Below are 17,016 nucleotides of genomic sequence, written 5' to 3' on the forward strand. Positions count from 1 at the left end.
GAAGGAGCGGTTATGTCACTCGCACCAGGCGGACCCCGCCACAGGACTGATTCAGTCATGATCGACACCGCGGACATCGTCCGTGAGCTCAACGATCTACTGACCCCGCGGATCGTCGCCGGAATGGCTGGCAAAAAGGATCCCGGGCAGGCTCGCAAGTGGGCCAACGGATCACTGGCTGTGCCACCGCCCGAGCAGGAACGCCTCCGGTTTGCCTATGACTTGTTGAAGCAGATCGAGTCGGCCCATCGGCGAAGCGTTGCCCAAGCGTGGGCGATCACCGTCAATCCGAGGCTGGGCTACACCACGCCCGTCAAGGCCATCCGCGAGGAACGGTTCAATGAAGCCGCAGCAGCCATGCGAGCACTTCTTGAGGAAGCCTACGACGGTTGATCACGCGCACATGCGCAGTGACCGGGATGGCCTTGCTGGAGGGGCCGGTCAATATGTATCGGGTTTCACAGGCCAGGCTTGACCGCGGCCCCTTGAACCCGCGGCCGCGGCCGGACACACCAGCCATGTTCCGGACAGAATGGAACCGCTTCGACACCCCAGGGCTGACGATTTATGGTGCCGAGAAGCGGGTCACTGCCTTCGTGGAGTCGCTGGCCTACAAGGCGCCGTCGGCCAATGATTTCGCTGGCCTGCATGAGGAGGCAAAGTTCCTGGGCGTGGAGTTGCACGTCCTGCTTCAGGAACTGCGCGACGCCGGCGTGCCCGTGGAGGGTGTCGATGCGGACTGGCGGTCCGAGCGCGCCATGTACGAATTACAGTACGGGACAGCGACCTGGGTGGACCTGGCCAACATGGATACGCTCATGGCTATCCGGGCGTCCGGCATCTCAGGTGCACCGAAAATGACCATCTCTGACCTCACCGGCGATGACCGGGAGGTGACCACGCGCATTGCCAGCTGGATCCGCGACCAGAAGCTCGACACCGGCGGGTCAACTCAGGGCTTGCGTTACCCGTCAAAGTTCGGCGTTTCCGAGGGCAATCACTGCTGGGCGGTGTTCATGGACAAGCCCAATACTGGCTGCAGTCCTATCAAGAAAAACTTCGCGGCTGACGACCCGGATCTGCTGCACGCCATCAGGATCACAGGCGTGTCAGTTCCCTGAAAAAAATCTTCTGACTAGGCGTTTCTTTTGAGCCGATAACCTAGATTATGTCAGGTAGTGGTTTCGGGAGGGGTGAGAACCCCTCCTATTCGGTGCTCTTCGCCCAACTTGATCGAACGCCGCCGTGGGTTCGTCGGCTATAGGCAGGGCGCGCTACTTCGCGTCTGGAAGCCCCTCCAACGCGTAAGCCAACACAAGTCGGGTAGTGGAACATCAGTCGGCGAGCAATTGACTGCGGTCGCGGAGAGCTTCGTTCATTGCGATGAAATCCGGGCGCGTATTGTTATCCAGCCAATCTGAGAGAAATGGAACCGCAACTCCGCGGAAGTACTCCGACTGAACCAGACGCGTGCCGCCATCGGCAATTGGTTCGAGCTCGAAGACGTGCTCGCCATCGAACAGGCCGGTGACCAGGAGGCTACCCTCCCATCGGAGATGCTCGTTCGGTCGCACCTCCCGCACTACTGGTTCAAAGGTCAGTGCATCCTCGGTTGCGTCAGTCGAAAACTTGAGGCTGCGGCCGGCCTCCAGCTCACCAGTCATACCCACCATCGAGGGGTTCCACTCCGGGTAGGCGCCGAAGTCGGTCAGCACACTCCACACCACCCGGGGCGATGCATCGATCTCAACGGAGGTCTCGATGACGAAAGGATTAGCACGCTGCCACAAAATGGCACCCAAAAGCACTACAAGCAGCACACCAAGTACCACGAATAGTCGTGTACGTCGTTGACCACGATCCGGAACTGCTGGGCTCCCTGATGTCGCTGCTGTCATGCCGAGAGGCTACAAGCCATATATGAACACGTCATGACTTAACCCCATACCGTTTCCGCGGAAGTCTCCTCATTGCCGTTCACAATGCTTACCGCCGGTAATCCACGTTATGTCAGGCAGCGGTTCGAAGAGAAGCGCAATCCCCTCCTACTCAGCGCTCTCCGATGCAATCTGGTCGAAGGCGGCGGTGAGTTCGTCGGCTGCCGGCAGAGCGCGTTGTTCCGCGGCTGGCAGGTTCTCGTACGTGTATGTGGACACGGCCATCGGTGACTCGGAGCGGCCGAGAGCGTAGCGGACGGTGTGGTCGTTCTTGCTGCTGCAGATCAGGATCCTGACGGTGTCGTTGTGGGTTGCGCGGCGGAGCTTGTCGTCGACCAGGGCGACGTAGAACTTCAGCTTCCCGGCGTATTCTGGCTGGAACTTCCCGGTCTTGAGTTCGATGACGACGTAGCGCAACTGCTCGACATGGAAGAACAGCAGGTCAATGTAGAAGTCGTCGCCCTCGACCTAGAGGTGTACCTGCCGGCCGACGAACGCGAACCCGGGACCCAGTTCCCGAAGGGTGTCGCAGATACGGTCCATGAGGGCTTGCTCCAGATTCCGCTCGGCCACCTCGCCGCAAAGCTCATGGAACTCGAAGGCATACGGATCCTTCGCTACCTGCTGGGCTGGCTCGGAATCAGCGGCTGCCAGCTGGCGGCTGAAGTTCGACGGCGCAGCCCCGGTGCGCTCCATCGACTTGTTCATGATCATGTTCATCAGTACGTTCCTAGACCACCCGTATTCCACTGCCGCCGCGGCATACCAGTTGCGGGCGTCAGAGCCGAGGTTCTTGTCAAGGATCGCGCGGATGTGGCCCCATGGCAATCGCGCCACAGGTTGTGGCGCAATTGACTCCCCCGGCGACTGCCTGGCGAAGGTCGTCATGTACTGCAGGTTCCGTGGCGAAAGACCGGTCATGTCCGGGAACTCACCTCGAAGGTCGGATGCCAGGCGCGCGATGACCTTACTCCCCCATCCGTCCTGCTCCTGGCGCGCGAGGACGTCTCGACCGATGCCCCAGTACAGCTCGATCAGCTGCGTATTGACGGTCCGCTGGGCGGTGTGGCGGGCACTACGTACTCGATCTTTTAGCGCCTGCAGCGCCGAGCCGTATTCATCAGGCAGTGCGACGTCGGAGGCTGGGCTATCTGGCTGTCATCCTGGTCGCCCTTGGTGTCGGGCTCCTCATAAAGGAACAGCCTCCCCTATCCATCCTTGGTACCCCGCAACTACTTAGTAGCAGGACCGATAGTTGATCCTCTGCCGACTTAAGTTGACCAAGAGTAAACCCAAACGGTATGCCAATTCAAGGGTTTGAAAGGGCCTAAGTGGCCTCCTACATTGCATCTCCTACGGAGATTTGGTCGAACACTGCAGTGAGTCCAACAAGGGTAGGCCGAGCGCGCTGTTCCGCGGCGGTCATCGTGCCGAATAACAGGGACGCCGACGTCGCGCAGCGTTCCTAGCCCCTAGACCGTTCGACTTCATGTCGACGGCTTTGCCTCGAATGCCTTCGTAAACTTGTGGTGCAGCGAAACGAGTGATTGCTTTCCCCTGGCGGTGAGGCGTAACGAGTCGTGCCGCAGCAGTGCGTAAGCGACTTCCACCTTGCTGGGCGTCCGAACTCGGTTCTTCTTCGCCCAATCTTGGAACGTCTTAGCGATCGGCTCACCCTGTACGAGGTCGTCGACGCCGAATCTCAGCTTCTGACCCATGATGTCTAGGAATCCGTTGACGACCTTGAGATAGGCGGTGGGCTCGATGAGGTCTTCCACAGCGTGGCCTTCAGGAAGCGAGCAGGTTCGCTTCCGGTCGACACCGGCAGCCACGAGTAGATCTACATGGTCCGCTCCGCCTTGGTCTCCGTCGACGAGGTAGACAACCTTAGCTGCGACTTCTTCAACTCTGATGCCGGATCCATGCGCGTTGGCCAACCCCTGGGCTATCTGATAGTCGAGGTCGGAGAGGCCGGTCGCCTTACGAATGAGGGTGGGAAGGAGCACCATGTCCGATGCTCCCTCGGCCAGAACCGCCTGGCGGCACATTGAGAATGCAGCGGCGCTTGCGCCCATGGCGAAGAGGAGCGGAGAGAACCCTGGGCCCTCCCCCTCCCAAAAGTTGTTCCTGATGACGCTTGCGTTTGCGTGCTCCGGGTCGCGAACGACGACGCGGATGCCCGTTCCTAGATCGCTCGGGAGACAACCTGGCGAGTGCGTGGTGTAGAAGACCTGTGTGGCGTTGATGTTCTTCAGGAGCACTCCGACTAGGTCGGCTTGAGCGTCGTAGTGCAGGTGCGTCTCCGCCTCGTCGATGAGAAGGATGGGCGGTACCGAAAACTCACCGGCGGCCAAGAACGCGACAAGTGCAACGAAGGTTCGTAGCCCGTCGCTGCGTTCGCCGATGTTCGTTACGTCTCCGCCTTCGTAAAGTTCGCGGACCATAATCTCCAACAGTGTGCCGTCGACGTTGAGTCGGACAGTGATCCCCGACTGATTCCACGCCTGCGAAAACAGGTTCTGCAGTCGCTCGTTCCCACGCTCCAGGAGCGTCGCGCGGTTAGTGCTGTCACCGTTCTGTATGTGCGTCCACAGGACGTCGAGATCGACACCAGCGATGTGCAGCAATGAGTTGACCGCAGGCGGTATTGCTCGCTGCGGTGGGGTCAGTTCATAGGTCGACTCAATGGTTCGGTGCTCATCCTTGAAAAGAACGAACTGAGGCATCCGAAGACGCAGCACCTCCCAAATCTCGTCTGTCGGGTGGACGCGCCTCGCAAGGTTTCCGGCCGCCTCAAGCAACGCTACGAGTTTGGCGTCACGAGGCGTCTTGCGTCGGTCAGGGACAACAAGTAGCCAATCACGGAGCTCTGCCAGGGCCGTGAAGTCCGCACTGTCCCAACCACGATCGGGGTCTTTCAAAGCCGACGCAAGCGTGGATGCCCACTCAAAGGGGCCATCATCTTCTTCGTCATTCTTCAGTTCGAGGTCCGTGTCGGGTTTGATTGGCAGGGAAGCCATGGCCCTTTCCAGGCGAGCAAGCGCCAATGTAAACGGCATCCTAGGACGTTGCGGCCACGGCCTCAGCGTGTAAGAGCGCTCATCGTTGACTTTCCGAGCCAGAGAAATCGAAGTTGGCGGCGTCTCACATGGAATGTCAATAATCGCCTGCTTGTCCTCCTTACTCAGTTCAAAGAAGATACGCACAACTTCTGAGGTATCGCCCTGCGGTGGACGAGTTCGGTTCTTGTCCGTCACGCGTAAGGCACCGCCCGCGCTGAACCAGGCGAGTCCCGACAGGAGGGTGGTCTTGCCCGCCTCGTTGAAACCAACAAAGGCTGTGATGTCACCATCGATGTTCGTCGACGCGCTAGCCAGCCGCCGATACCCCTCAAATTCAATGCGCGAGCAGCGCATCAGTTGACCGCCGAAGAGAACGGGGGCTGGGAACTACCCTGAGGTAGACGTCGCTGGCTTGCTTGCGGATCAATCATGGTTCCGTCCTTTACTGGGCTTCCGATCATCCTGCCTTTGTTCAACAGCATCGCAGTGGATCCGACACGGTGTTAACATTTAGGCTACCGAGAGCAGCGTCGTCGTGCGCTCACTGCTCGTGGCGTGGTCGACGCCCGCCTCTGGCCTCCAGGTGGTCGAATTAGGAGTGCCAACGCAAAGCTAATCGAAGGCAAAAAAGTACTTTAGCGGCGCGCCGATCACCGAAAAGGCTCTGACTGGTCCTTCCAAAGCGCCGAGGTGGAGCTGCGGAAGCTACAGCGATCTACCTCTACTTCGATCTGCGGCTTCCGCGGCCTTACGGGCGGCGGATGCCGCTTCTTTTTGCGCAGACTTCGTTGTGGGCTTCTCAGAGGCGGCTTTTTTCCGCTGAACGGCTTCCTCGGCTTTCTTTCCCCACCCTGAGTTGCGGTTGGTGGAATGGGTGGCATCCTTGGTCTCATTCACGTGGGGCTGCTTCGTGTTCTGGTCCTGTGGGCCGCGGGCGGAATTACCGTCGATCTTGGGCGTCTGCGGCATTGCCGTATCTGCAGCAGCGGCCGCCGCCTGTGCGCGGTGCCTGGTGAGCACACGGGCGACCGCGGCCGACATATCGTCGCCCTGCTGCGGAGCTGATTCGGCCTGTAAGGCGTCCACGATGCGTGCCTCGCGCTGCTGCGGCGCCGGCAAGGTGTCGCTGGCTGCGGCGCGTTCTGCTCGCATCCGGTCGATGACGCGGCGGGCTGCTGCCTGCTCGGTCGTCATGCGGTCAGTAATCGCGGCCTCGTCCGTCCCCTGCTGGATCTGCGTGGCCGTCCGCGGTGCAACGGTAGTGAGCTCGCTGTGCTTGTGTAGGGCGGTGGCGCGTTCGATGAGGCGCTGCGCGGTCGGATCATCCCGGTACTGCTGGGGAATCAACGCAGTCTCATGGGTGCCGATGTTGTACCGGTTCCGGTATGCCTCGGTCTCGGCCGCGATGCGGTGCCACTCGGCTGCCTTCGCGTCCTTCCCGGGGACGGGCCCGAGCGCGTTCGTCCAGACTGGCTTCTCTTCCGCGAGCTGCGCGCCCCGGACCATGAGCCTCCGCCCGAGGTGCGCCCGCAGCCGGTCAAGCTCAGTCCGGTAGGAGACCGGCACCAACTCATTGCGCAAGAGCACAGACGGTGCGAGGTCATCGCTGACCGACGTGGCGGCCGCTGGCCGCATGCTCTCCGTGCTGGCCTGTGGCAGTGCGACGGAGCGGAGTTGCTGCTCGTTCCTGATGGCGTCGCCGATGGTGACCTGGTGTGCGGAGCGGGGATCCTCCCCGCGTGCGGTGCGCTCGATGGTGGCCTGCGTCGGGGAAAGATTTTGGCGGCGTTCCAGCTCGACGGTCATTGCCTGCACCGTCCACTGTGCCTTGTTTTGGGCATGACGGGTGGACGCGTCGACTGTCTGGGTCGGGTCGATGGCCTGCATCCGGGACAGGGCATCGGTGAGCTCGTCGGTGCGCATGAGTGCGAACGGGCGAGCCGCCCACTGCGTGTCCATCGGCCCTTCTCCGGGTGCCCGGCGCGGCAGCTCGGTTCCTGCTGCGTACTTCGTGGCTTGCTGTGCGAGGCGGGTCAGGTGCTCGTCAGGCACGGCGCCGAGGGGACGCTGGTCGGCGTTGGCGAGGAGGTTGTGGGCGGCGTCGATGCGCTGCTCGAGGCGGTAGGCGAGGACGGCTGCCGGGTCCTGTGCTCCGTCGAACCCGCGCAGGTGCCCGTCGTCGGCGTGCTGCCCGCGCCCGGTGCTGTCACGGGTGACGCCTTCGGCCTGGGCAAGCAGTGCTGCGGGGTCGAGTCCCTGTGCTTCTGCTGCGCGCAGGTGCCCGTCGTCGGCGTGCTGCCCGCGCCCGGTGCTGTCACGGGTGACGCCTTCGGCCTGGGCAAGCAGTGCTGCGGGGTCGAGTCCCTGTGCTTCTGCTGCGCGCAGGTGCGTTGCTACCGCTCCCCATGCTTCGTGCGAGGTGAACTGCGCGGCGGTCCGCGGCCCCAGAACTGAAGCGGCGATGGTCCTGGTCTTGGCTTCCCACGCGGCTTTCTCGACCTCGTTGTAGACGCCGGCGAGGGTCGCGACGTCGCCAGTACGGACGGCCTCGATCCGTACTGCTTCGTGCGCTGACAGTGTGCGGTCGTAGTTCGCGGTGATCATGGACAGGACGCTGTCGCGGGTCACGGCCTGGTCGTTGTCGTCGCCGAGTCCGACGTAGAGCCGGTTCGTCTCGCGTCCTCGGGTGGCGGCGACGTAGGCACCGGCGCGGTCGGTGGCCTCGTCGACGATGGCGTGCGCGGTGTCCACGGTCGCGCCCTGGGCGCGGTGCACGGTCGCGGCGTAGCCGAGCTGGCCGTGCTCGTGGAGGTAGTCGGCGTCGACGGTGATCCGTCCTCGGTGGCCTGCGTGCCTGAGGGTGATGCGCTGCCGTTCCTGTCCTGCAGCTACATCGGTAGTGGGGTCGGTGGAGACCTTTTCGATGGTCCAGACGTCGTTGTTCTTGACGAAGTCCTTGCCCTGGTTGACCTGCAGGGTGCGGTCGTTCTTGCGGGTGACGACGGTGTCGCCGGCATAGGCGCGCAATCCGTCGCGGAGCACGACGGACGGTGTTGTCTCGGTAATCGGGCCGATGCCGTCGGTGAGGTCGCCGGTGGCGATGCGGGCAGCCTGGGCGCGGGCGTTGAGGTCGGTGACGGTGGCGTTGTCGGTGGCGATCAGCAGCGAGGTCTTGCCGGCCTGGGTGTCGGCCATCCACGCGACGAGGGCGTCTTGGGTCATGGCTTCGGTGGTGCCGGCGGTGACACGCTTGTTCTCGAGGTACCAGTGGAACGGGGTGTCCGCACCGGTGGTGGGAGGTTCGCGCAGCGCCAGGGATGCCTCCGATTCGCCTTCCGTGCGGAAGCGGTGGACTTCCTCGAGGCGGACCGCTCCGACCTCGTTGTTAAGCAGGCGCAGCGCCCCGCCGGAGCCGATCGCACCGAGCTGCCGGTCATCTCCGATGGCCCGGACCACAGCACCATTGCGTGCGGCGACGGCGACGACGGCGGCGAGCTTCGGGGTGGTGACCATGCCGGCTTCATCGACGATGATCACATCCCCGGCCCCGAGCATGAAGGCGGGGTTCATGAAGCCCGAACGTGCGGCAGCGCCGTTGTCCTGCTGGTTCTGTTGTTGGTTGCGGTGGGTGGCCAGGAACGCGTCGATGGTCGTTGCTTCGGCTCCGAGGTCCCCCCTCATGACTGCCGCTGCGGCGGCGGTGGGGGCGAGTCCGATGACCCGTCTTCCGGTGTCGCGGACGGTGTCGGCGGCCAGGGACAGGCTCGTGGTCTTACCCGTTCCTGCCGGTCCGATGCCGAGGGTCAGCAGCTTCTCGTCGGTGGCGAACGCGCGCGCCAGGTCGATCTGTCCTATCGACAAGACCGGCCTCCCGCTCTTGGCCGCAGCTTCGGTGTGCTTCGCCAGGACTGCGTCGAAGCGTTCCATGGACACGGCCGGGATGACGGTTTTTTGTCCGGCCGCGAGGATCCTGTGCTCGGCGTTCAGAACTTCGTGGGAGGTGAACAGGGCGCTGTCTGCCTGTTGGAACTGGCTCGTTCCGTCGGCGCGATGGAACTCGCGCAGGCTTGGGGTGATGGCTTCCGGTGTGACCTGGAGGCTGTGTGTGCCGGTGACGGAGCGGGTGACCTTCTCCACGGTCTCGTCGGTGATGGTCTGCCCGGGGAAGGCTTCTTTGAGGTGTCGGCGGGTCTGGGCGATGACGTGGTTCCGGCCCCATGAAGCGCGCTTGGCGGACAGCTCGTGCACGATCTGACGGGCGTGCTCGTGCACGTTGAGCTCAGCAACACTCGGCCCAGCGGGCACGCCGGGGCCGGCACTGCGAACGTGCTCGAGGAGGGCCGGCCCGACCGGCATCCCCATCCCACCGTCGAGCCCGGTGCTGTAGTCGTGCTGCCATTCGTCGACCAGCTCGGAGAGGCGGCGGGCGCTCTTTTTCTCCGGTCGGGTCTCCAGCGTAGCTTGCTGCGCCAGGGCGATCTTTTGCTTATCGGACGGTGCGTAGCCGTGCCGTGAAGTGAACTCGGTTTCGAGCCGGTTGATCGCTCCGGCGATGTTTGTGCGCCTCGAGGAGGCTCGGTGGATGCTGTCGAGGTCGATGCCGGCGACCTCGTAAACGGGCTCTCCACTACCGGTGGATCGGGCGACGGTGCTGACGCCGAGGGATGCGCAGACCTTCTCGATGACCTTCGCGTTGTACGTCTCGGACGCGGCGACGCCCATCTTGTAGAGGGTGCGCCCATCAAGGGAGGACCACTTCCCGTCGACGCCCATGACTTTGTTCGCGATGACGACGTGGTCGTGCAGCTGCGGATCCCCGGCGCGGGAGTCGTAGTGCCGGAACTGGGTAGCGACCAGGCCGCCGTCGACGTCGATCTGGCGGACACCGTTCTTCCCGCGGCGCGTATAGGTGGCGTTGTTCTCGAGGAAGGTGATCGTCTCTTTGATTGCTTCATTGTGCGCAGCCTCGACTGCTTTGCGTGCTTCGTCGCCGCCGAGCGCCCATAGCAGGGACACCGATTTGGCGGGCGAGAACACCAGGTCATACCCTGCGACGGTCTGCTTCGACGGGGTGGTTTGCGCGGTCACGTACCGGGCCAGTTCTTCGTTGCTGCGGGCGTTCCGACCGTGGGAGTCACGGAACAACTCTCCACCGACACGGGAGCGGATCTCGTGCATGACCTCTGTCGGCAGCGCCTTGTCGGCGTTCTCCGGGCCGTTCCACGCGGGTCCGCTGGTGCGCCGGAAGCGGGCCACTTCCTCGTCGATCCGGCGCGTCATCGTCGTGTCCGCCGTCCCGTACTGGTGGTACTTTTGGCCCAGCTTTATATCGTTCGCGCTGCCGCCGGCGGCGGGGATACTCGCCGCCTCGGGGTGAAGGCCCTCGCCAAACAGGGCTTTCATCTGCGCTTCAGTAACCTCACCGGAGACCCCCAACAGTTGCTCGGAGTGTCCGACCCACTGGCCCGGAGGCATGCCCTCGACGGTGTAGTAGTCCCCCAGCTCGCGGCCCCCGGCTCGCAGCTCGTCGGCGCTGGCGACCTCGGAGGTGTAGTAGGCGTAGCCGTCCCCGGCACTGAGCTTATGGACGGTCATCACTCCACCATCCTCACCCACTCCCCCACCCCACTTGAGGCGGCACGCCGGGCAGGGTTGACCTCATTTATCGAGATGCAAGAGGTGTGACAGATTGTGCCTGTTGGAGGGTGCGAAATCGTATGGTGACGACGGAGGAGGAAACCCAGATGAGCGCCGTGGAAACAAGTACGATTGGTCCATCGAATCTCGATGCGGTTGTGCACATGAGAATGGGCGGTGGGTAACACGGTTTTTCGTTATCCACCGTGCGTTCGATTGTGTGGAACCGCAAACGGACGTTATCCACCGGGTGGGCAGCATAGAGACGTTGGGTTATCTCGGAGCTGTCCACGTGTGGTCAACGTCGGTTAGGTCCAGTCCGAGCGTCAGCGAGGTCCGCATGGGTATTCCATGGTGCCGGCGGTGACGTCGGGCATGGTTGGTGATCGGTCGGGATCGCTCCGTGGTGGGCGGTCGCTAACCGTTAGGCTTGGCAGGGAAAGTGCGTCGGATCGCAGGTCGTGGCCGCCGCAGTATCAGGTACAGGTCTTGAACGCAGGATGAGTTAAGGGGATGAGTCATCATGGCAGCACCGAGGAAGTCAGCGCAGCAGGTAGCGGCACGGGAAAAGGCGAGGGCGAAAGCTCAGGAATTGACCGAGCGGCACGAGCGGTTGATCGACCTAGCAGCGGAGTTCTTCGAGCAGGAGCAGCAGGCAGAGCAAATCCGCGCCGAGGCACGGGAGCGCGCTGACGCGATCCTGGCGAAGGCCGAGCGGGACGCGGAAGCGGCCGCGAAGGAAGCTGGCGCGAAGGTGCAGCAGATGCTCGACACCGGCGAGAGTCGCGCGGCGGTCGCCGCCCGGCTCGGGCTCAGTACCGCCAAGATGAAGCGGGCCCTGGACGGTGCCGGCACCAGCTCGTCGTCCGGAGAAGCGCGGACCGAGCCGACGCTGGCGGCAACAGCGGACGATGTCGCGGAGCAGGTTGCCGCCGAGACGAAGGCCGCCTAGCGGGTAACGCTCCAGCGGGCAGCACTGGTCGTGTCGGCGTGCAGCGCGGCCGGTGCGTGCGTACCTGGTGCGCGGCACCGGAGCCTCAGTGAGCCAGCGGAAACCAGCGCAGGTTGGGGTATCGAAGAGCAGCCCAACCGGATATCGTCCTCAGATGACGGAATTCGCTGCGCTACCACCAGAAACGAATGTCGGACCTGGTGGTGAGTTGCGCTTTGCCGTTGGCGATCCTGAGGGCCTCCGCTCCGCTAGCTGGAAGGTGCAGAGTTCGCGTCGCACACGGGACCTGTACATCGGAAGCCGTTCAGGGATGAATCAGATCAAGTTATCTCTGCATCAATCTGGTCATTGGAGGCTTGCCTACACGCGCGAGTGGTGGGAACAACAAGGGCACACTGGAAACCGTCTGCTGGCGCAGCTCTCTCCACCTGACTTCACCGGCGGAAACTGGCGGCGAGCAGTTTCTATCGTGGACCCGACGAGGAACCTACGCGCAGCGCAGGAGAGAGAACCGGAATCTTCGAGTGGAGCAATCTCCTGGTGGGCTCCAGCTCATGAAGGCTCGGCCCTCTAGTTCGAAGTCCTTATTTCAGATGGGCCGCCGGATGCAACCTTTTTTGATGGCGTAGGGATCGTCGGCAGAATCTCACTCGCCGACGGGTCAGGAGTCATGATGGTGGTCAACGAAGTTGACCCACAGAACCAGAAACGGTTTGAGGATGCGCTCGGGTATTTGGGTTGGACGTGGCACAGCTCCGATGAGGATAGGCGTTTCTTGATTCTTGATACAGGCTTTTCGACCTTGTCGCTGCGCGAAACCGAAAGATCCGAACAGCGTGGGAGCCGTGGGCTCGATGCCGGTGAGTAAGGGGCGGATGATCGGCTCGTTTCATCCGTGCTCGAGGAGGGCTGTGCGCAGCTCGACAGACTGCGCCTTGAACGTCGGCGCGGCTGAGGATTAGTGGAGCCAGTCCGGTCGGCCGGCGAGGCCGATCCGGTAGCGCGCTGCATCCACGGAGGGGCTATGCGGCCCGAGGGCCAGCTGAAAGGTCCGCAACTGCAAGCGGGTGCGCTGCAACCTGAGGCGATTTGCGAGCGATCGGTCGCCGCGGCCGGGCACCCCGGCAAGGGGAGCCACGGACGGGGAGATGACCAGCGCGCCGGCGCTTGCGATGCCGCGGTAGAAGATCCGTTCGGCTCGGTTCAGCCCGTCCGGTGCGGAGAGGAAGGTGAGGAGTTCGGCGGGGACGGGTTCGAGGTCGGGTTCCAGCGCGCGCAGGGCCTCGTCAAGTTCTCGGCGGTTGACCGGGAGATCGTTGGCTCCGAGGTTCCGCGCACTGCGGGACCAGTCGGCGACGTAGGTGTCGGCCCAGTTGCGGCCGAACCGCGGGGCAAGGTCATGGCCAACGGCCTCGTGGGCCCCGAGGAAGGCGTCGGTGAAGGCCAAGTGCACCCAGCGCAGTAGCGCGGGATCGGAGGCGGAGTAGGCGCGGCCGTCGTCGGTGGTGCCGCGGACCCGCCCGTGCATGCGGCGGACCCGTGCCGAGTCCCGCTCGGCGAGTTCCTCGGAGCCGAAGGTGGTGATGGTGAGCCAGCGCGCTGTCCCGGCGAGGCGTGCCCAGGGGTCACTGCGGTAGGAGGAGTGCCGTGCGACCCCGGCCATCGCCAGCGGGTGTGCGCCCTGTCCGAGGAGGGCCGCGACACCGCCGACCAATGTGGAAAGGCCACCGTGGACCTGCCAAACGACGCCGTCGGGTTCGAACAAGCCAGGTCCCTCTCCGACCAGGGCGATGTCGCGCACCCAGTCCGGCGCCCCGGTGGGGTCACCGGAGACCCGGGCACGAAACGCGCTGCGGACGCGGTGAGCCAACTCGGCGGGGCGCGGGATCGAGCTCACAGACATGATGCTCCAACGACGGTAGGTCGGGTACGACGGACACCCAGAATAGGACTCCACTACACAGCGTAGAACATGGCCCTGACACGCCGATGGCTGCGGTGCCCTCGCATTGTTAGAAGAGTGTTGGCGCTTCAGGGTCGAGGCCGGTGAGAAGGGGCCGGATGATCGGCTCGTTCCAGCCGTGCTCGAGGAGTGCTGTACGCAGCTCAACGGACTGCCCGTGGAACTCGGTGCGGCCGATGCCCCGCCACCGGAAAGAGGACGCGTTAGCGTGCCGTCCTTTCTGGGAGCGGTCGAGCATGTTCAGTGCCTGGGTGCCGGGCACCAGATGAGAGTCCCTGCCGGTCGTGACGTGGACGCACAGGGGTACGTCGCAGGCGTGCATGAGCACGATCCCGGAATGCAGTATTTCCCCGGTGAGATGTTCATAGGCGAAGCGTTGCGGCCGCAGGGCCCGCTGTCCGCCGTCGCGGGTAACCCAGAATCTCCCGTATCCGTCATCAGCCACGGCGCCGGTCCAGATCCAGCAGTCAGTCGGGCGCGGGCCCTTGATGACTTTCTCCCAGAACCGGTCAGCCTCTCCCCTGCGCTGCCTCATCGCCGGTTACCTTCGCCAAGTCGTCATCGGACCCGCGCCGGTCGGCGCACGATCAGCCGGCGACCTTCCATCCGCACCACGCCGACGATGACCAGTGCAGCTGCACCTATGACCAGCCACTCGGCCCACCAGGGGCTGTCGGAGACGGCAACTGGGACGAGCAGCAGGAAGAACCAGAGTGCGATCGCCAGAGCGCCGGCGACCTGGTTCCGCACCCGCGGTGGGATGGGTAACAGCAGCAAAGGCAACCGGAGGAAGGCTCGACCGAACAGGTAGCTGTATCGGATGCTCAAGGTGAGCAACCAGCGAATGAGTCGGACCACGACGACTCCTTCCGGTCCGCAAACTGGGTCTCAGAGGGAGATTCCTCAACTCACCTGAAGGACCCCCAACGGGGCTTTGCAGGGGCCCTCAGTACCTGCTGTTGTTAAAGCTTGTTTAGGCGGCGCAGAGCGAGTGATCGTGCCTCTGAGAATCCCAAGGAACGGTAGAGATGCGCAGCATCAGGTGTTGCGTGGAGATCCACGACCTCGGCATTCATCTCGTCCAGCCATGGCAATCCGGCCGCAACCACTGCACGGGCCAGTCCGCGTCCGCGCTGCTCTGGTGCCACGAAAACAGAGGACATCGACCCACTGGCGCCTCGTGGGAACCCCGGCCCGGGCAACCGATCTTCGAGCGTCACCACCGCACAGGCCGACAGTCGGTTGTTCCGGTCGTTGTCGTTGATTTCGGGCTTCTCATCGATGACGAAGGCGGCAAACGTGCCCTGGGCGATACGCGAAGCGATTGCCTCCTGCGCAGCTGGGTACCACGAGGTGTCATCGACGTCTTGTGCGCGGCCGGCGGCGCCAGCTTCTGCCATTGCACGGAACATCGCGTGCCGCAGTCTCACCAACTCGGGTGCGTCCGCTGGGAGCGCCTTCCTTACCGGTACGGAATTCGTCATGCAAGCCATTATGCAGGACCGCTCAGTTCGCCGAACACGCGTACTACGCGGTCGAGGATATTCGGAACGCATGGTTTGGGCGTCCGAAAAGGGATCCCCCACCGCGACAACGGAGCTTGCAACCCATGCGCGGCAATGAACGCTAGGTTGAGTCGTTCAGTGAGTTGAGGCTGACGCAGAAGCGTTCCGCTTCCGCATCACCGATGACTTGGCTGAGTGATTCGTGGAACCATTCCTGCCAGATTGCATCCATTTGGTTCCTGCTGACCGATCCGTTGTTGAGCAGCAAGCTGGCTATGGGGCTAGCCTCGGTTTCGTACTCGTCCTGCGGTGCGCCAGCTGCAGTGCCAGGCTCGAGGCCGTACGGATCCAAGTCGTTGATCAGCGAGATGACCTCCGCGAGTGTATTTCTCCACTTGTGCCGGTCCGGTTGCATCCCACCAGCATGCACTAAATCATTCCAAGTCAGGGATCCCTAACCGCAACACTGGGTTCTGCAACTCATACGGGGGTCTGCATAGGCGGGTGCGCTAACTAATCTTTGGTCGGACTTGCCCGGCAGTTCCACGCCTGCTCAATTCGTACAACACCTGGGTTCAGTCCGGACGTTCTCTGGCCGTTCTGTCCATAACTCATCTCAGGGCCGCTTCCGGTCTCCCCCATTGAATGCCTTCTCGGACTCGATGATCTCGTGCGCGTCCAAGATGCCGCGCTTGGAATGGGCGTCCCAGATCGAACTGCTGGCAGTCCCGCTATTGCACTCTCTTTCGTATCGAGGAACGGAGTTGTCTCTTAACCGGGGCGGATGGTGAAGAGTTGCGCAGGGGTGGTGTCCAGGACGTCGCAGATCGCGGTCAGTGTGGTGAAGCGAATGGCTTTGGCTTTGTTGGTTTTGAGGATCGACAGGTTCGCCATGGTGATACCGGTTTGGCGGGAAAGCTCCGTCAGCGTCATCCCACGCTGGGCCAGGACACAATCGAGGTGGCACTCGATGCGGTGCTTCGTCGGCTCCTCGCGCGTGCGTTCGCCTTCTGATGCTGTCAGCCCTGGTTGATCAGACAACGCCGTCTGCCTCTTCCTCGAGCCTGGCACCTGCTTTGAAAGCGGCGGAAAGGGCGAGGCTGACGACACCGGTGATGATCATAAAGAACGGCCAGCGAGGCAGGTCTACAGCGAGTCCAGCGTAGTCGGCTCCGAGCGGAAATTGGTCGCCTTGTCCGAAGATACTGGAGACCTCGAAAATGGTTCGGCCGGCAATAGTATCGAGAACACCGTAGAGGACGCCTCCGATGATGAAGACGAGGCTGAGAACTGTCAGGCTGCGTCGTACCTTACTTGAGAATGGCTGGCTGGCGGCGATTCCTCGGAGGACCCGAGTGATGAGGAGTGCCGCCACGAGGGCAATAAGAATGTAGAGCATTGCTGGTGTCGCGCCGAGGACCCGCAACCAGAAGGGGGCATCGACGAGGTACCCGGTCGTTCCTTCACGAAGCGTTGCTTCGACAATTTGGGGCATTGCGGTTAAGGGCAGCCGTGGCTCAGCTCCGCCGAAGGCAAGGAGCACGCGTCCGCCGATCACGCTGAACACTTCGAGCGCGCTACCGATCGCAGCGAGGATCGCGACAATCCAGACAATAACCACGGACAGTCTCGTCGTCCTTCGTCCTATTCGCGCTGGTGCTGTAGTAGAACTCATGGTCTCCCTCATATCGTTTTTCGATGTGTTATCGATAAACAATACGCTCCGGATCCACGTTCCCACAAGGCCGGACGCATCCGAACCGGGTTTTGAAGCCTCCTTAGGGTGACGAGACATGTCCGTAAGCCGGTCCCTCACCGCGACACTTTTTCGCCACTCCCCCGACGATAAATGTGGATCGCAGCGATAAGTGGCGTGGTTCTTGCAGCGTTCGGTGGCCCACCAGCGCCGGTGTGCCGCTCAGTTAGTCAGGGCAGGGATGATCGCGCCGGAGAACACCTG

13 protein-coding genes and 1 pseudogene are annotated in these 17,016 nt (G+C 62.8%); 3 read left to right on the plus strand and 11 right to left on the minus strand.

All coding sequences use genetic code 11. The annotated features are described in order from the left end of the window. Positions 1–12 precede the first annotated feature (12 nt). On the plus strand, positions 13–393 hold the full coding sequence (locus ACX80T_RS15515) for a hypothetical protein (protein WP_116779144.1): 381 nt from the start codon (positions 13–15) through the stop codon (positions 391–393). Positions 394–518: 125 nt separating this feature from the next. After that, positions 519–1,121 (plus strand): RES family NAD+ phosphorylase, encoded by a 603-nt coding sequence (locus ACX80T_RS15520; protein WP_165802649.1) that lies wholly within the window; start codon positions 519–521, stop codon positions 1,119–1,121. Between the two features lie 213 nt (positions 1,122–1,334). On the opposite strand, the gene ACX80T_RS15525 is transcribed toward ACX80T_RS15520, so the two are convergent. From ACX80T_RS15525 to mobF, 4 genes and pseudogenes are all read right to left on the minus strand, one after another. Further along, entirely contained in the window at positions 1,335–1,898 is a 564-nt protein-coding gene (locus tag ACX80T_RS15525; protein ID WP_084442801.1) for an SRPBCC domain-containing protein, read from the minus strand. A gap of 147 nt (positions 1,899–2,045) precedes the next feature. Next, positions 2,046–3,065: pseudogene (locus ACX80T_RS15530) on the minus strand (PDDEXK nuclease domain-containing protein). Between the two features lie 359 nt (positions 3,066–3,424). Further along, positions 3,425–4,957, minus strand: a complete 1,533-nt coding sequence (locus ACX80T_RS15535) for an ATP-dependent nuclease (RefSeq protein WP_459304878.1) — start codon at positions 4,955–4,957, stop codon at positions 3,425–3,427. Positions 4,958–5,704: 747 nt separating this feature from the next. Next, positions 5,705–10,594: a MobF family relaxase gene (mobF, locus tag ACX80T_RS15540; protein WP_459304879.1), complete on the minus strand. Its 4,890-nt coding sequence runs from the start codon at positions 10,592–10,594 to the stop codon at positions 5,705–5,707. A 565-nt stretch (positions 10,595–11,159) separates the two neighbouring features. On the opposite strand from mobF, the gene ACX80T_RS15545 reads away from it, so the two are divergent. Next, on the plus strand, positions 11,160–11,588 hold the full coding sequence (locus tag ACX80T_RS15545; protein ID WP_024475816.1) for a flagellar basal body-associated FliL family protein: 429 nt from the start codon (positions 11,160–11,162) through the stop codon (positions 11,586–11,588). Positions 11,589–12,546: 958 nt separating this feature from the next. Here ACX80T_RS15545 and ACX80T_RS15550 read toward each other — a convergent pair. From ACX80T_RS15550 to ACX80T_RS15580, 7 genes are all read right to left on the minus strand, one after another. Next, a complete protein-coding gene (locus tag ACX80T_RS15550) occupies positions 12,547–13,485 on the minus strand; it encodes an oxygenase MpaB family protein (protein ID WP_051317594.1) in 939 nt (312 codons plus the stop codon). A gap of 115 nt (positions 13,486–13,600) precedes the next feature. Next, positions 13,601–14,086 (minus strand): hypothetical protein, encoded by a 486-nt coding sequence (locus ACX80T_RS15555; protein WP_024475813.1) that lies wholly within the window; start codon positions 14,084–14,086, stop codon positions 13,601–13,603. Between the two features lie 23 nt (positions 14,087–14,109). After that, complete coding sequence (locus ACX80T_RS15560; protein ID WP_024475812.1) at positions 14,110–14,409, minus strand: hypothetical protein; 300 nt, start codon at positions 14,407–14,409, stop codon at positions 14,110–14,112. Positions 14,410–14,513: 104 nt separating this feature from the next. Continuing rightward, entirely contained in the window at positions 14,514–15,035 is a 522-nt protein-coding gene (locus tag ACX80T_RS15565) for a GNAT family N-acetyltransferase (protein ID WP_035746941.1), read from the minus strand. A 142-nt stretch (positions 15,036–15,177) separates the two neighbouring features. Then, positions 15,178–15,471: a hypothetical protein gene (locus tag ACX80T_RS15570; protein WP_024475810.1), complete on the minus strand. Its 294-nt coding sequence runs from the start codon at positions 15,469–15,471 to the stop codon at positions 15,178–15,180. A 356-nt stretch (positions 15,472–15,827) separates the two neighbouring features. Beyond that, positions 15,828–16,097: a helix-turn-helix domain-containing protein gene (locus ACX80T_RS15575; RefSeq protein WP_024475809.1), complete on the minus strand. Its 270-nt coding sequence runs from the start codon at positions 16,095–16,097 to the stop codon at positions 15,828–15,830. After that, positions 16,090–16,731 carry a DUF2975 domain-containing protein gene (locus ACX80T_RS15580; protein ID WP_133185560.1) on the minus strand — a complete coding sequence of 214 codons (642 nt, stop codon included), beginning with the start codon at positions 16,729–16,731 and terminating at the stop codon, positions 16,090–16,092. The genes ACX80T_RS15575 and ACX80T_RS15580 overlap by 8 nt, the downstream gene beginning before the upstream one ends. Positions 16,732–17,016 lie beyond the last annotated feature (285 nt).

The organism is Arthrobacter sp. Sr33 (assembly GCF_054511195.1).

What these genes read in the sequence shown, in the direction of transcription:
- ACX80T_RS15515 (WP_116779144.1), top strand. Translation starts at nt 13, where the DNA reads ATGTCACTCGCACCAGGCGGACCCCGCCACAGGACTGATTCAGTCATG.
- ACX80T_RS15565 (WP_035746941.1), bottom strand. Translation starts at nt 15,035, where the DNA reads ATGACGAATTCCGTACCGGTAAGGAAGGCGCTCCCAGCGGACGCACCC.
- ACX80T_RS15580 (WP_133185560.1), bottom strand. Translation starts at nt 16,731, where the DNA reads ATGAGTTCTACTACAGCACCAGCGCGAATAGGACGAAGGACGACGAGA.
- ACX80T_RS15545 (WP_024475816.1), top strand. Translation starts at nt 11,160, where the DNA reads ATGGCAGCACCGAGGAAGTCAGCGCAGCAGGTAGCGGCACGGGAAAAG.
- mobF (WP_459304879.1), bottom strand. Translation starts at nt 10,594, where the DNA reads ATGACCGTCCATAAGCTCAGTGCCGGGGACGGCTACGCCTACTACACC.
- ACX80T_RS15570 (WP_024475810.1), bottom strand. Translation starts at nt 15,471, where the DNA reads ATGCAACCGGACCGGCACAAGTGGAGAAATACACTCGCGGAGGTCATC.
- ACX80T_RS15525 (WP_084442801.1), bottom strand. Translation starts at nt 1,898, where the DNA reads ATGACAGCAGCGACATCAGGGAGCCCAGCAGTTCCGGATCGTGGTCAA.
- ACX80T_RS15555 (WP_024475813.1), bottom strand. Translation starts at nt 14,086, where the DNA reads ATGAGGCAGCGCAGGGGAGAGGCTGACCGGTTCTGGGAGAAAGTCATC.
- ACX80T_RS15520 (WP_165802649.1), top strand. Translation starts at nt 519, where the DNA reads ATGTTCCGGACAGAATGGAACCGCTTCGACACCCCAGGGCTGACGATT.
- ACX80T_RS15535 (WP_459304878.1), bottom strand. Translation starts at nt 4,957, where the DNA reads ATGGCTTCCCTGCCAATCAAACCCGACACGGACCTCGAACTGAAGAAT.